Source organism: Pantoea sp. B550 (assembly GCF_024158165.1).
GTDB classification, from domain to species: domain Bacteria; phylum Pseudomonadota; class Gammaproteobacteria; order Enterobacterales; family Enterobacteriaceae; genus Pantoea; species Pantoea alfalfae.
In genome coordinates, this window is record NZ_JAMYXI010000002.1 from 26,577 (window position 1) to 40,684 (window position 14,108).

General features: G+C 50.1%; 11 protein-coding genes. 7 read left to right on the top strand and 4 right to left on the bottom strand.

The window, feature by feature from the left end; translation table 11 throughout:
- Nucleotides 1–36: 36 nt before the first annotated feature.
- From NIM72_RS02545 to NIM72_RS02555, 3 genes are all read left to right on the top strand, one after another.
- On the top strand, nt 37–1,449 hold the full coding sequence (locus NIM72_RS02545; RefSeq protein ID WP_222925706.1) for an LLM class flavin-dependent oxidoreductase: 1,413 nt from the start codon (nt 37–39) through the stop codon (nt 1,447–1,449).
- Nucleotides 1,450–1,711: 262 nt separating this feature from the next.
- On the top strand, nt 1,712–3,172 hold the full coding sequence (locus NIM72_RS02550; protein ID WP_161736464.1) for an MFS transporter: 1,461 nt from the start codon (nt 1,712–1,714) through the stop codon (nt 3,170–3,172).
- Entirely contained in the window at nt 3,165–4,376 is a 1,212-nt protein-coding gene (locus NIM72_RS02555; protein WP_253418475.1) for a monooxygenase, read from the top strand. The genes NIM72_RS02550 and NIM72_RS02555 overlap by 8 nt, the downstream gene beginning before the upstream one ends.
- Before the next feature lie 304 nt (nt 4,377–4,680).
- On the opposite strand, the gene NIM72_RS02560 is transcribed toward NIM72_RS02555, so the two are convergent.
- Nucleotides 4,681–5,151, bottom strand: coding sequence for an SgcJ/EcaC family oxidoreductase (locus NIM72_RS02560; RefSeq protein ID WP_161736457.1), 471 nt, complete (start codon nt 5,149–5,151; stop codon nt 4,681–4,683).
- A gap of 928 nt (nt 5,152–6,079) precedes the next feature.
- Here NIM72_RS02560 and NIM72_RS02565 point away from each other — a divergent pair.
- Nucleotides 6,080–7,117 carry a tyrosine-type recombinase/integrase gene (locus tag NIM72_RS02565; protein WP_253418477.1) on the top strand — a complete coding sequence of 346 codons (1,038 nt, stop codon included), beginning with the start codon at nt 6,080–6,082 and terminating at the stop codon, nt 7,115–7,117.
- A gap of 349 nt (nt 7,118–7,466) precedes the next feature.
- Here NIM72_RS02565 and NIM72_RS02570 read toward each other — a convergent pair whose 3' ends face one another.
- Nucleotides 7,467–7,964, bottom strand: coding sequence for an amidohydrolase family protein (locus tag NIM72_RS02570; RefSeq protein WP_253418480.1), 498 nt, complete (start codon nt 7,962–7,964; stop codon nt 7,467–7,469).
- Between the two features lie 321 nt (nt 7,965–8,285).
- Here NIM72_RS02570 and NIM72_RS02575 point away from each other — a divergent pair, with 321 nt between their 5' ends.
- Nucleotides 8,286–9,317: an alpha/beta hydrolase gene (locus tag NIM72_RS02575; RefSeq protein WP_161736460.1), complete on the top strand. Its 1,032-nt coding sequence runs from the start codon at nt 8,286–8,288 to the stop codon at nt 9,315–9,317.
- Nucleotides 9,318–9,431: 114 nt separating this feature from the next.
- On the opposite strand, the gene feoB is transcribed toward NIM72_RS02575, so the two are convergent.
- Nucleotides 9,432–11,759: a Fe(2+) transporter permease subunit FeoB gene (feoB, locus tag NIM72_RS02580; RefSeq protein WP_253418483.1), complete on the bottom strand. Its 2,328-nt coding sequence runs from the start codon at nt 11,757–11,759 to the stop codon at nt 9,432–9,434.
- Nucleotides 11,759–11,983, bottom strand: coding sequence for a FeoA domain-containing protein (locus NIM72_RS02585; protein WP_161736462.1), 225 nt, complete (start codon nt 11,981–11,983; stop codon nt 11,759–11,761). Before NIM72_RS02585 ends, feoB begins: the two co-directional genes overlap by 1 nt.
- Before the next feature lie 323 nt (nt 11,984–12,306).
- Here NIM72_RS02585 and NIM72_RS02590 point away from each other — a divergent pair, with 323 nt between their 5' ends.
- Nucleotides 12,307–12,780: a WbuC family cupin fold metalloprotein gene (locus NIM72_RS02590; RefSeq protein ID WP_222925700.1), complete on the top strand. Its 474-nt coding sequence runs from the start codon at nt 12,307–12,309 to the stop codon at nt 12,778–12,780.
- Between the two features lie 670 nt (nt 12,781–13,450).
- Nucleotides 13,451–13,732, top strand: coding sequence for a hypothetical protein (locus tag NIM72_RS02595; protein ID WP_161736743.1), 282 nt, complete (start codon nt 13,451–13,453; stop codon nt 13,730–13,732).
- Nucleotides 13,733–14,108 lie beyond the last annotated feature (376 nt).

Here is a 14,108-nt window from a genome sequence, read left to right on the forward strand (position 1 = left end):
GCGGCAAGCGATTGCCGCATCCGCTCAGGAGTCGCTATGTCATCGCAACGTGAAATTCGCCTGAATGCTTTCGATATGAACTGTGTCGGTCATCAGTCACCCGGCTTATGGGCGCATCCCCGCGACCGCTCATGGCAGTACAAAGACCTGGCGTACTGGACCGATTTAGCACGCCTGCTGGAACGCGGTAAATTTGATGGGCTGTTTATTGCTGACGTGCTGGGTGTCTATGACGTGCTCAACGGTAATAACCATGCCGCCATCCGTCAGGCTACACAGGTACCGGTAAACGATCCGCTGGCGTTAATCACGCCGATGGCCATGGTGACGGAACACCTGGGCTTTGGCCTGACCGCCTCGCTGTCGTTTGAACATCCTTACCCGTTTGCGCGGCGAATATCGACCCTGGATCATCTGACCAAAGGCCGTATTGGCTGGAATATTGTCACCTCATATCTGGAAAGTGGTGCGCGCAATATCGGGCATCAGGCTCAGACCGACCACGATGCGCGCTACGACTACGCCGATGAGTATCTGCAGGTTATCTATAAGCTGCTGGAAGGAAGCTGGGAAGACGACGCTGTCCTGCGTGATCGTGAACGTCATATTTTCAGCGACCCCAATAAAATCCATCCGATTAACCATCAGGGAACGTTTTTCCAGGTGCCGGGCATTCATCTTTGCGAGCCGTCACCGCAGCGCACGCCGGTGCTATACCAGGCCGGAGCCTCCAGCCGCGGGAAAGCCTTTGCAGCAGAGCATGCTGAATGTGTATTTGTCGCGGCACCGTCGAAAGTACTGCTGAAGAAAACTGTGGCAGATATTCGCCGCAGGGCCGCTGAGGCGGGACGCGATCCCCGTTCCATACTGATCTTCAATCTGCAGACGGCGATTGTGGGTGAAACCGACCTGGCGGCGCAGGCGAAATGGCAGGAGTACAAACGCTATGTCAGTTACGAAGGCGCGCTGGCGCTGATCTCAGGCTGGACCGGTATCGATTTCGGGCAGTATCAGCCGGATCAGGTGCTAAAACATCTGCACACCAATGCGATTCAGTCGGCGGTTGAGACCTTCTCGACCGCCGACCCCAACCGCCAATGGACGGTGCAGGGTCTGGCAGACTGGGTGGGCATTGGCGGATTTGGTCCGCTGCTGGTGGGCAGCGCCGAAACGGTGGCCGATGAGCTGCAAAGCTGGGTTGAAGAGACCGACGTTGACGGGTTTAACCTCGCCTACGCCGTGACGCACGAAACCTTTACTGACGTGGTGGAACTGCTGGTGCCGGAACTGCAAAAGCGTGGCGTCTACAAGCAGGAGTATCAGCCCGGTACGCTGCGTGAAAAGTTATTTGGCCAGGGGCCGCGGCTGGCGTTGCCGCACCCGGGTGCCGGTTATCGTCGTAACGCTGACGCAGAAACTCGGGTAAATAGCGCTGAAATATCAGGATGAAATCTGCCGGTTAATAGTCTCAGTCATCGCTTAACAGATTTATTAACGGCTGAGAAAAGCGCCGATTTCAGGTCAGGAAAAGAGTAATGCTTTAATTCGTACCGGATGAATCCTGCTATTCATCCGGCGTCTGTCGTGGTCGTGTTTTAATGATTAACTTATTGAATATACTGAAATAGTTATCGTTATTTGTTGGTTGTTTACTGAGCCGGGAATGCCTATAAAACCCTCGTTACCTGCTGAATATAATAACGAGGATATGATGAGTACATTAGAGATTGACAACACCCTGACTGCCCCGCCGCCCCACTCCACGCCGGTTCGTTCGGTGAGTGATGTAGCCCGGCTGATCAACAGTAATACCGAGAAAAACAGCTACGCCCGCTGGATTGTGTTCCTGGCGCTGGGCGGTGTATTTCTTGATGCCTACGATCTCACCACGCTCTCTTATGGTATTGACGATGTGGTGAAAGAGTTTGGCTTAACCCCGGTGCTGACCGGACTGGTGACCTCTTCAATTATGATCGGCACCATCGTCGGTAACCTGGTTGGCGGCTGGCTGACCGATAAATATGGCCGCTACTCGGTGTTTATGGCGGACATGCTGTTCTTTGTGGTCTCTGCGATAGCTGCGGGTCTGGCGCCCAACGTCTGGGTATTGATTGGCGCGCGTTTTCTGATGGGAATCGGGGTAGGAATCGATCTGCCGGTTGCCATGGCCTACCTGGCGGAGTTCTCTAAATTCTCCGGCAAAGGGAACAAAGCGTCGCGCCTCGCCGCCTGGTGCCCGATGTGGTATGCCGCGTCATCTGCCTGCTTCTTTATTATTTTTGCGCTCTATTTCCTGCTACCTGCAGAACACATCGACTGGTTGTGGCGCGCCTCGCTGTTGTTTGGCGCGGTACCGGCCCTGCTCATTATCGCGGTACGCAGCAAGTTTATGAATGAGTCACCGCTGTGGGCAGCCAATCAGGGAGACCTGAGCGGAGCAGTTCGTATCCTGCGCGACTCCTACGGCATTATTGCGCATGAAGAGCAGCCCGAAAAAACCGAAACCGTGAAAGCGGCCCCGAAGGTGAGTTTCCGCGTGCTGTTTCAGAAGCCATACCTTGAACGCACCATCGTCAGCGCAGTAATGAACGTCTGTATCGCCTTTGAGTACACCGCCATTGCTTTCTTCCTGCCCTCTATCCTGGCGCAATTTCTGGGCGCGGGCGTGTTTGAAACCATCTCGGCCTCACTGGGGCTGAACGCGCTGTTCGCCTTTACCGGCGGTCTGCTGGGGATGCGACTGGCATGGAAATTTCCCTCCAGGCATGTGGCGATTGCGGGTTTTGCGCTGCAGTTTATCGCGCTAATCTCGCTGGCGCTGATCGGTCATCCGCAGGCGACTATCGGCGTGGTATTTGCCGTACTGATGCTGGGACTCTGGCTGTTTGCCGAAGGATTTGGACCCGGCGCGCAGTTGATGATCTATCCGGCGCTATCCTATCCGACCCACATTCGTGCAACCGGCGTGGGCTTTAGTCGCTCGCTCTCCGGCATCGGCAGTGCGCTGGCGCTATTTATCCTGCCCATTCTGCAGGCCCGTTATGGCACCAACATGTTCTGGATCGTCTCTCTCGCCGCCCTTATCCCCATTATTTTCCTGTTGATTATCCGGTTTGAACCGACCCGACAGGACATTGATGAACAACCTGCAACAGGAGAAGAACATGTCTGACTTAACCCATACTGAATTTGCCGCGCTGACCGAACATTTCCGGCCCCTCTTCAACCGTATTGCTGAAGGTGCCGCCGCGCGTGAAATCAACCGTACTCTGCTGCATGAGCCGATCCGCTGGCTGAAGGAGGCGCGGTTTGGCACCCTGCGTATCCCTAAAGAAGAAGGCGGTTTCGGCGTCTCGCTGCCGCAGCTCTTTTCCCTGCTGACCGCGCTGGCTGAAGCGGATTCGAATCTGCCACAGGCGCTGCGTGCGCACTTCGCTTTTATTGAGGATCGCCTGAACCAGCCAGAAAGTGAAGAGCGGCGGCGCTGGTTCCGCCGTTTCGTAGATGGTGAGCTGGTGGGCAGTGGCTGGAGTGAAATCGGAGCGGTTAAGCTGGGTGAGGTCAACACCCAGGTCTCACCGGCAGAGGGAGAATGGCGGATCAGCGGTGAGAAGTTTTACAGCACCGGCACGCTCTATGCGGACTGGATTGATGTCTATGCACAGCGGACTGACAACGGCCGCGACGTCATCGCGCTGGTGAACACGCATCAGAAAGAGGTGGAACGTGATGATGACTGGGATGGGTTCGGGCAGCGGCTGACCGGCAGTGGCACCACACGCTTTCATCATGCCCGCGTGGAGCAGCCGCATGTTTATGATTTCAGTGAGCGCTTTCGCTATCAGACCGCATTTTATCAGCATGTGTTATTAGCCACGCTGGCGGGTATAGGCCGGGCCGTAGTACGCGATGCGTCACAGGGGGTCGCGCAGCGTAAACGGATGTACAGCCACGGCAATGCGCCTCAGGTTAAGCAGGATGTGCAGGTGCTGCAGGTGGTCGGTCAGATCAGCAGCTGGATCTGGGCCGTTGAAGCCGCCGTTGATCGGTCCACCCACTCACTGCAACGGGCATTTGAACTGCAACTGAGCGGTGCGAATGAAGCGGAGCTTCACGCGGCGAACGTTCAGGCAGAGGTGGAGTCCGCCCGGGCGCAGGTAGTCGCGGTGGAGCTAGTGACGCGAGCTGCCACGGAGTTCTTCAATGCGCTGGGCGCGTCCGATACCCGCGTCAGCAAGGCGCTGGATCGGCACTGGCGCAACGCCCGCACAGTGTCATCACACAACCCGGTGATCTACAAAATCCGCAACGTGGGTGACTGGGAGGTAAATGGCAACGATCCGACATTTATCTGGCAGATCGGCAACGGTGATTAAGCATATTGATGATAGATGAATATGACGCAGCGGCGGTGTTCAGGCTGATAATGCAGTCGAGCGCCGTCTGGCGATAACATTTATTAATGTTAACCGAACCATGATAATGGGGTTACGTGTTTTAGTACCAATGAGCCTTATAAGGTAATCACAAGAATTCAGGTGTGAAATTTTTTTAAGGGATTACACCATGAAATAATTTTTTGCCAGGAAAAATCGGCAGTTATCTAAAATTCTGAAATGGCGGAATTAATAAAACCAGCTTCGCATTGTGAAGCTGGTTTTCATCCTGCCACACCGGTTGTTAAGGCTGGCTTACTGGCTCTGGCATAGCTGAAGAGTGGTGAGTGGAGATCTTCCAGCCCTTGCCATCCCAGACATAGGTGAAAGTATAACGTGCTGTGACGTGCGAATTATCTTTGAAGGTAAAAGTATAAACGCCGGCATCAATCGCTTTATTACAGCCGATTCGGATGGTGCGGGAATCAATTTTACCGCTCGGGCCTTTTTTCAGGAAGTCTTTAAAGTAATCAATGCGTTCCTGGTCTGTCAGGCGCACATGGTTTGAAATAGTTGGCAGCAGCACGGCATCGCTGACATATAATTCAGAGACTTTAGTGGCATCGCCGGTTGCCAGCGTATTATTCCAGGTATCAAACAGGCTGGCAACATCCTGTTCAGATGCTTTAACACAGGTCACAGGCTGTTGAGCCAGCGTGATAGCCGGTGCGCAGGACAGGCCAAATAGGCACAGTGACAATAACGTTTTTTTCATGAGATATCCTCTTTTTATCCTGGTGATGACAGCGTTCTGTGACTTAACTCAGACGCAGTCATGAAAAATTTAATAACGCATCAGGAAGAAATGCCCGTTACCTTGCCAGAAATTAATTTTCGATAATAAGTTAATTATCAGTCTCATTCGATAAACTATCTGACATAAAGCATCAACGTTGCTTTTTATTCAGGCTGGAAGATAACGTATAATCGCCAATAGTTGATATTTAAATCTTTGCGAAGTCAGTATTTAGTTTTTTATTCTGATTCAGGATGCAGATATGCTCCCGGAGAACGTGAATAAGAACTGTTCATAGGATGATAGCCGGGTTAGCATGTGGAGATTCCATTCCAGAAATTCAGTAAGCAAAGCGTTCTAAAACGGATCTGGTAGACAGTATTTTCATTTAGGGTCCTTCAATTATCTTTAAATTAAACTGGCTGCTTACATAATAAAAGTTTCAACCTTCAATGGTCTGTTAATTTCACTTCACGTTTTTTCCTTTTCGCCTTACTCCGCGAACTGGAAGTACTGACTTTATTCAAATTCTATTTATCAGGTTACTATTTCACTGAATCATTATTCAGACTTTCCTTCAATTATTCATTTTATGCCTTGCCAGAAATAACCGCTTCTTCATCAACCCAGGGTGGGCTGATGTTCCGGACGTCTTTCTGCCCTACCCATTTGAACGTCTGTCAATCAGGTCAAAACCGGGCTGAATCCGGTACCTTAACCTGGCTTCGTATAATTGTTCTTATACGAAGTCATGACACAGGAAAGTCGTCGGGTTATGATATAGAGCAGCAAAGATCACCCTGCAAAATGGCAACGCTACGTAAATTCTGACCGGTTATCCCCCTGATGAATTCTCAGAATTCACGTAGCGCGATCATCGCGTTTTCTGACTGATAAGTGAGCAAAAATGAGCGAGATAGTGCCGTTAACCCATCTGACGGTGACCCGGAATAGTGATATCACCGAACGGCTCAGGCAGTTCGTTCAGGACAAAGAGGCATTTTCCCCCAATACCTGGCGACAGCTGCTTAGCGTCATGCGAATCTGTAATCAGTGGTCAGAAGATAATCAGCGTACTTTCCTGCCAATGAGTGCAGAGGATTTGCGCGACTATCTCTCTTTTCTGGCTGAAAGCGGCCGGGCCTCCTCGACGATCACTTCACACGCTGCGTTAATCTCGATGTTACACCGTAACGCCGGGTTGCCGGTGCCCAATCTCTCGCCACTGGTTTATCGTACGATGAAGAAGATAAATCGTGTGGCCGTGATGGAGGGTGAGCGCGCTGGCCAGGCCGTGCCTTTCAGGCTGTCCGACCTGATGGCACTGGATAAACAGTGGTCAGGTTCTGATAACCTTCAGGCACTTCGTGATTTGGCTTTTTTGCATGTCGCCTATGCAACGCTACTGCGTATCAGTGAACTGTCACGGTTGCGGGTGCGTGATGTGATGCGTGCCGGTGATGGTCGTATCATTCTGGATGTGGCGTGGACAAAAACGATTGTGCAGACCGGCGGATTGATCAAGGCGCTCAGTGCCCGTTCAACTCAGCGTCTGGAAGAGTGGATCGATGCAGCCGGGCTATCCGGCCAGCCTGATGCCTTTCTGTTTACTGCTGTACACCGCTCTGGCCGGGCAATGATTTCAGCAAAGCCGATAAGCACCCGGGCACTGGAACAGATCTTTGACCGTGCATGGCATACTGCTGGAAAAGGCGGCGCAGTGAAGGCTAACAAAAATCGTTATACCGGATGGAGTGGTCACAGCGCCAGGGTGGGCGCAGCTCAGGATATGGCTGATAAAGGCTATCCTATCGCCCGGATCATGCAGGAAGGCACCTGGAAAAAACCGGAGACACTGATGCGTTATATCCGTCATGTGGATGCGCATAAAGGTGCGATGGTGGAATTTATGGAGCAGCACGCGGCCCCGGATGTTGCTGGCTGATAGAATGATAAAAAACGGAACGCCCATGATTAGGGCTCAAGTTATCCACAGAAAAAGTGGACAGCCTGTGTGTAAGCCGGTACTGAATGAGAGGGTGCCGGTCCTCCGACGCGTTCATCCCGCTGATATGATTGATTTCTTTTTACTCCCTTACAACTTGCTGCGACTCTGTCAAAAAATCAGACCTTTTAGTCAGTAATGCGTGGATTATTGCGGTCAGTGATGACCCTTGTACTGGCGGTTAGCGGTCTATACCGGCGATGATGTCTTCTGCTGATTATTATTGAAAAGGCCGCTGCCCCTCGGCCTTTTCTGCACCTGAAGACGTGACTTCACGCTATCAATCACTTCATTTTATTGCCTGCTCAAAAAATGCATCAACGGAGGCTGGCGAACTGGTTGCAAACACCAGTGCCGTGGTGGTGCCATTGTTGACAAGCTGATCAAGAAATTCAGATGCCTGTTGTTGCGCATAGTGATGATTGCGGAATTTTATTTCGGTTGGAAAGGTATAGGTATTGAGCCAGCCATTAAGCTGTTTACCATATTCACTGATCATGGTGATTTGAGGATAATGAACATGCGTATCCACGAATCCGGGTGTGATAATTTTTCCGCTGTAATTAATCAGCTGGTCGACAGGCTGGTCCTTTATGGTCGCATAATCACCTGATTTTAAAATATAGCCATCTTTAACAATAAGATAGCCATCTTCATAGTGCACGTTAGCTTCTTTTTTTTTTGCTGGAACGGCTTTAAAATAGACGATTTCAGCCCGGTATCCAACCGTTTCCGCGGCTACACAACAGGAGAAAAGAGACAACAATGCCATAAACGTAAGTTTCATTTACACCTCCATTTAGTATCTTTAATAAAATCCGTCTTATCTTTTCAGCGCGGGAATGATAGGTGAAATGATAAGGATGGCCGATACTAAAAATGCGATGACATTATTAACCTGGAAATATTGCTTAACTACTGAAATTAACCCGTTTTGTGGTTGTCTTATCCTTATCATCAATGATGCCTGACGTTTAAATTAACGCAGGTTTAGTCTGTTAATAATAATTTATTCACATTGTTTCTAATGTCTGATAAGCCAGAATCTTTATTCTGACACTTACACAAAGCATCCCATTAACATTTAAATGATTACAGGACAAAAAATATGAGAAACTGGCACCTCTTAATGTCGGGAGTCGTTATGCTTTCAGTCGCTACTACAGCCATCGCATCCGGTCAGGATCAGCTTCCAGGTCATGCTCAGGGTGCTGAGATTCTCCAGGTTAACACCCGTCAGGACCAGATCGACAATATTGGAGATCTGGTTTACCACCAGGTGAAAAGCGTGCGTTCTGTCAGGCAATTGCACATGTCACTGCTGGTGCCACGAACCAATGATCTGAAACCAGCGATTATCTATTTTCCCGGCGGGGGTTTCCTGTCAGCGGAACGTGACAAGTTTATTGCAATGCGGCTGGCCTTGGCAGAGGCGGGTTTTGTGGTCGCCGCAGCTGAATATCGCACTATTCCTGATATTTTTCCGGCGCCGGTTGTTGATGCTAAGGCGGCAGTCCGATTTCTGCGCCAGCATGCCTCTGAGTATGGTATCGATCCGGCGCGTATAGGGGTTCTGGGTGATTCGGCGGGGGGATGGCTCGCCCAGATGATGGGAACCACCAATGGGGATAAATCGTTTGATAAAGGCGATTTCACTGACCAGTCTTCAGATGTACAGGCTGTGGCCACGCTGTATGGCATTTCTGATTTGCGTAGCATCGGAGAAGGCTTTCCGGATGCGATACAAAAAGTGCATCAATCCCCTGCCGTCACCGAAGCGCTGCTGATTAATGGTGCGGCGTTCCGCGAATTCGCCGGGGCATCAGTGACCGATGAGCCTGAGAAAGCGCTTTATGCGAGTCCAGTGGGTCACCTGAAAGGCGTTAAACCGCCATTTTTAATTATGCATGGCAGCAGCGATACGCTGGTCTCTCCTGAACAAAGTGCAAATCTTTATAACGCCCTTAAAAAAGCGGGTAATCGTGCTGATTACGTGTTGATCGAAGGGGCTGAACATGGTGATTACCGCTGGTATCAGCCTGAGGTTATTACCAGAGTGACTCACTGGTTCCGGCAGGTGCTGGGTGAGCCAGTCAAATCAAAGAGCCAGTCAGCAGCAGATCCTGATGCCAGCCTCTGACTCAGGGTGATGTCTCCTTGCCTGTCAACCTGCACAGGCAAGGAGCACAGTCCTTTCACGCGCCTGTATGTAATCGTCTTGATGGTCCCTCAGCGTACCAGTCTGGTTTTGCGATCACTGCGCGTAGCTTTTCTGTTTATCACAATTTCCATGGCAGCCGTGACACCCCATCTTTTCCTCATCAGGCATAACCGGTATTGCCAGCACCCTATTTCCCGCTTTACGCAGTGTCAGCAGGATGATTCCATTCAGCAACAGAACGCTTATCAGGCAGACTGCACTGAATACAGGATGCTCGTTAAACGTGACGGTCTGATAAAAGAATGTCGCTATGGTATAGGCGATGTTAAGCCCCCAGCAGAATGAGAACATCATCCATTTTTTCCCGGCCTCGCGGGCGATCGCGCCCATGACTGAGACGCAGGGAACGTAGAGCAGAACAAAGATTAAGTAGCTGTAAGCGGCAAAGCCGTTGCCAAATTTGGTAGCCATCACACTCATAGAACCGGATGCCATCTCACCATCGCCTTTACTGGCATCGAGGGGATGCGCCAGTGCATCAATTCTGAATGCAGCGGTCAGGCCCGCCCAGGTTTCCGTCAGCGCCTCTTTTAGTTCATCTGCCAGGTTAAAAGCCTGCGGGTCAAACACGCTGCGCTGAATCGCCTCCGTGGTGTAAAGACTGTTGAGCGTACCGACCACGACCTCTTTTGCCATAATGCCGCTCACCAGCCCCACTGTCGCCTGCCAGTTATCCTGCGTCACCCCGATTGGCAAAAGCACGGGCGTGATTGCTTTGCTGGTCGCCGCCAGCGCAGAGTGGTTTATGTCATCAACCAGCTGGCCGTTGAATGCAAAGCTGCTCAGCACACCAATCAGCATACTCACCAGGATAATGACCTGACCGGCACGCACCACAAACATTTTCAGCCGTTGCCAGGTCTGCAGCAGCAGGCTTTTAAGATGAGGCCGGTGATAGACCGGCAATTCCATGATAAACGGTGAAGCTTCGCCACCCAGCAGGGTATGCTTGAGCACCAGTCCGGTCGCAATCGCCACTACAATGCCCAGCAGATAGAGTGAAAATACCAGGCTGGAACTGTGAGCATCAAAGAATGCTGCGGCGAACACCGCAAAGATTGCCAGCCGCGCGCCGCAGGACATAAAAGGCGCAATCAGTACCGTAAGCAGACGCTCACGCGGCGTGTCGAGCGTTCTTGTACCCATCACCGCCGGCACATTACAACCAAAGCCGACAATCAGTGGCACAAAGGATTTTCCCGGCAGGCCCAGTGACTGCATCAGCCGATCCATCACAAAGGCGGCGCGCGCCATATAGCCTGAATCCTCAAGGAAAGAGAGGAACAGAAACATCAGGCCAATCTGTGGAATGATTGGCAGCACGGTATTGATACCGGCACCCAGCCCCTGCGCCAGAAAAACCGTCAGCCAAACCGGGAAGTGGCAGACATATCCCAGCCATTGTGCGCCATGAATGAATATCGCCACCGAACTGCCGTCGAACAGCGGCTGCAATGCCGCGCCGATATTAATCGAGAGAACAAACATCACATACATCACGGCCAGGAATATCGGAATGCCCAGCCAGCGGTCCAGCACAATGTTATCAATCCTGCGGGTAAGACTGGCCGGGATAGCCTGATGAATGTTACTGACGGCCGTACAAACCGCATTAATGGCACGATAGCGATAATCGGCTATCTGCACGCCCGTATCGCCACCCGCTCGCGCCATAATCTCAGGCAAGGTTGGAAGTAGTTCCGGGCAAAGTTTCTGGCTGTTGATATCGCCTTCAAGCAACTGCAATGCCAGCCAGTACCTTTTCTGCGGGGTCAGAGACCCGGACATCTGCAGGCTGAGCTGCTCAATCGCGGTTTCAATCGCGGCCGGATATGGCACCTTCTCTGGAGCGCGATAAATATGTGGCTGGTCAATCAGTGTTTTTAGCTGAGCGATACCGTCGCCTTTGGTTGAAGTCAGTGAAACCACCGGACATCCCAGGCGGGCTGACAACGCTGCGGCATCAATAGTGATGTTCTGGCTTGCGGCAATATCCTGCATGTTCAGAGCGACAATACAGGGTACGCCAAGCTCAAGCAGTTGAAAGGTCAGGAACAGGTTACTTTCCAGACTGGAAGCATCGACGACGTTGATCACTACATCGGCATGATCCTGATAAAGATACTGACAGGCGATGCTCTCATCAATCGAGCTTTCAGCGGATAGCGTAGTCAGCGAGCGAGTGCCGGGCAGATCGATGAGCCGGACGTCAGACTGTGCAGTAAAGAACTGTCCCTCTTTACGTTCAACCGTGACACCCGCCCAGTTACCGACCCGCTGGCGGGCACCGGTCAGCTGATTAAACAGTGTGGTTTTGCCGGTGTTGGGATTGCCTATCAATCCGATGGTGATCTTTTTCATCAGGCGATTTCCTCCAGAATGATGTCGGCCAGATCACGCTGTCGCACCGCCAGGCTGACACGGCGGGTACGAATATGAACCGGATCGCCCATTGGCGCTACTCGAATGATTTCGATAACAGCACCTGGAAGCATGCCCATTGTCAGTAATTTCTGGCGCCAGGCGAAATTTACTGATGGCTTATAACCAAGGATTCGGTAGGAGCTGCCCATGTTAATTGCCATACCACGCTCTGCCTTTGAGTAAGAGACACTCATTCTATAAATGATAAGCGTTTCGGTTTTTGATCTGGCTTCAGGCAGACAGTGGAAAAGTGCTCTGAATGGCTTTCGTTTAGGAAACAGAGAACATCTTTCTGTAACCTGGTATCACGCGATACAGGCGATGTTTGTGAGAACTCTCATCGTCAGTTTTATAGCTTTGAGCAGCATCTATAATCCCGACAACAATCTGCTCCGCGAATGCAGAGGTTATTCATCCGTTGAGAATGGCAAAAGCCTTACGGCAACCTGATTGTCGTAAGTTGCCCAAAATCCAGAAGGCTTATATGAAACAAATTACTGTTACTGACCTCCGGCATCTCAGCGAAGAGGCTGCGAAATCCCCTCGCTTACGAGCCAATCGTAATTTACACCCTGAATTGAGCGATCCGGTGCAGCGGCTGGCCATCGCGATGGAGCCGGGCACTTATGTCCGCCCTCACCGACATCCGCATACTTTTGAATTGCTGACCTCGCTCTGTGGGCGGTTTCAGGTATTACATTTTGATGAAAATGGGTATGTGACCCAACGGGTGATGTTAGGAGAGGGGGGCAAGGTCATGGAAACGGAAGCCGGCACCTGGCATGCGGTGTTATCGATGGATAAAGGTGGCGTTATTTTTGAGGTTAAACACGGAGGTTACCAGCCTGTGACTGAACAAGACTCAGCACCATGGGCACCCGCCGAAAATGAGCCGGGTGCTGGGGAGTTAATGGAATGGTATGCTCAGGCACAAGTAGGGGATTCTTTTATCCGATAATTATTGTTTTACGCGGAGTAGACGGTATCGCGAGCGATGCTGTTCTGCCCCTTTATCCTGGCCTGACTGAATATCTTTCATGATGTCTTTTTGCTCAAACTTTCGTGTGGCGGCATACACTGTTTTAATCAGTAAAAATTTTTTAAATACGCAGAATTTCTGTCGTAAAAAAGGATTAATATTTTTGGGGTTCTGTTAATACTGACATGAAAAAATTCTGCTATTACATCAAAACCATCCGAATTAAATAAGTGAAATATAGATTCATTATAAAAAGATTAGCCTCCAGGCTCGTCTGGAGGCACGTGAATCGCTAAACGTTATGATTCTTATGGAAAAATAATCACTGGTTTCGTTGCTTAGGTAAAGCAATAATGGAAAAATCACGACGCGCAGTATAGTTTATTTTACTAAATCAGCAATTGTGTACGCAAAAAATCTTGTTTTCATAAGATGAAAAAATAAAATTATTACATGTCAATTCTGACGGGTCTTGCATAAAGGCATGCTTTCTCTTATCAAATCAATCAAAAAAAATCCATTTACGATTTATTTTAAATTTCTTTTGATAATGATAATTGACATTCAGGTCAGCTACAATCTCAGTACTTTCTTGCTAAAATTCCCCTGCGTTACCAGTTAAATTATACAGACATAAAAGGATGTTAAAATGCGTGAATTGTATATCTCAGAAGTGATCACCGTAAGTGGCGCTGACATCGGTTACTCGAAACTTCTTGGCTTGTGGAATGATGCGGGTCTGAATTCGCAGGGCTACTTTAACTATGACCGTGCCGCTAAAAGTATCAATGCTCTGGGGTTTGCCAGTGCAACAGAGAATAAAGACTGGAATAACTCATCCATTGGTGAGGCTGGATGGATGCTTAATGGCGCGGGTGAAAAAGTAACATGGTTCAACAACGGTCTCTTTATGGCTTTCCAGATCGGCTGATGTGAAGCAGCTAACACGGTTACTTCGCCGGACGTAACGGTGATCGATAAAAGGTTTCTGAAACTATCCTGATTCAGAAACCTTTTTTATCTTTAATACTCACCTGTGAGGGACTATCAGACCAGCTGGTTGTCATGTAAAACATGTCTCAGTTTACAGAGCGGCTTCAGAGTTCAGGTATGACAAACATATCATAACGACATTGTGTACAATAGTACCTGCCTGAGCGAATCCGGGTGTAAAGTATCTGCCTCTCATTTCATCCAGGCGCTATGGTCCCCCATTTTGAAATTCCGAAAAGAAGATAACGAAGAATTTTAGTTACATCATGCAGGTTTACTATAAAGAACAATTACGGCCCTTCGGGCCGTGCCCG

Excerpts from the sequence above, each read along its gene's own strand:
- NIM72_RS02560 (WP_161736457.1), bottom strand. The coding sequence starts at position 5,151 with ATGAAAAAAACGTTATTGTCACTGTGCCTATTTGGCCTGTCCTGCGCA.
- NIM72_RS02595 (WP_161736743.1), top strand. The coding sequence starts at position 13,451 with ATGCGTGAATTGTATATCTCAGAAGTGATCACCGTAAGTGGCGCTGAC.
- NIM72_RS02590 (WP_222925700.1), top strand. The coding sequence starts at position 12,307 with ATGAAACAAATTACTGTTACTGACCTCCGGCATCTCAGCGAAGAGGCT.
- NIM72_RS02565 (WP_253418477.1), top strand. The coding sequence starts at position 6,080 with ATGAGCGAGATAGTGCCGTTAACCCATCTGACGGTGACCCGGAATAGT.
- NIM72_RS02550 (WP_161736464.1), top strand. The coding sequence starts at position 1,712 with ATGAGTACATTAGAGATTGACAACACCCTGACTGCCCCGCCGCCCCAC.
- NIM72_RS02570 (WP_253418480.1), bottom strand. The coding sequence starts at position 7,964 with ATGAAACTTACGTTTATGGCATTGTTGTCTCTTTTCTCCTGTTGTGTA.
- NIM72_RS02575 (WP_161736460.1), top strand. The coding sequence starts at position 8,286 with ATGAGAAACTGGCACCTCTTAATGTCGGGAGTCGTTATGCTTTCAGTC.
- NIM72_RS02545 (WP_222925706.1), top strand. The coding sequence starts at position 37 with ATGTCATCGCAACGTGAAATTCGCCTGAATGCTTTCGATATGAACTGT.
- NIM72_RS02585 (WP_161736462.1), bottom strand. The coding sequence starts at position 11,983 with ATGGCAATTAACATGGGCAGCTCCTACCGAATCCTTGGTTATAAGCCA.
- NIM72_RS02555 (WP_253418475.1), top strand. The coding sequence starts at position 3,165 with ATGTCTGACTTAACCCATACTGAATTTGCCGCGCTGACCGAACATTTC.
- feoB (WP_253418483.1), bottom strand. The coding sequence starts at position 11,759 with ATGAAAAAGATCACCATCGGATTGATAGGCAATCCCAACACCGGCAAA.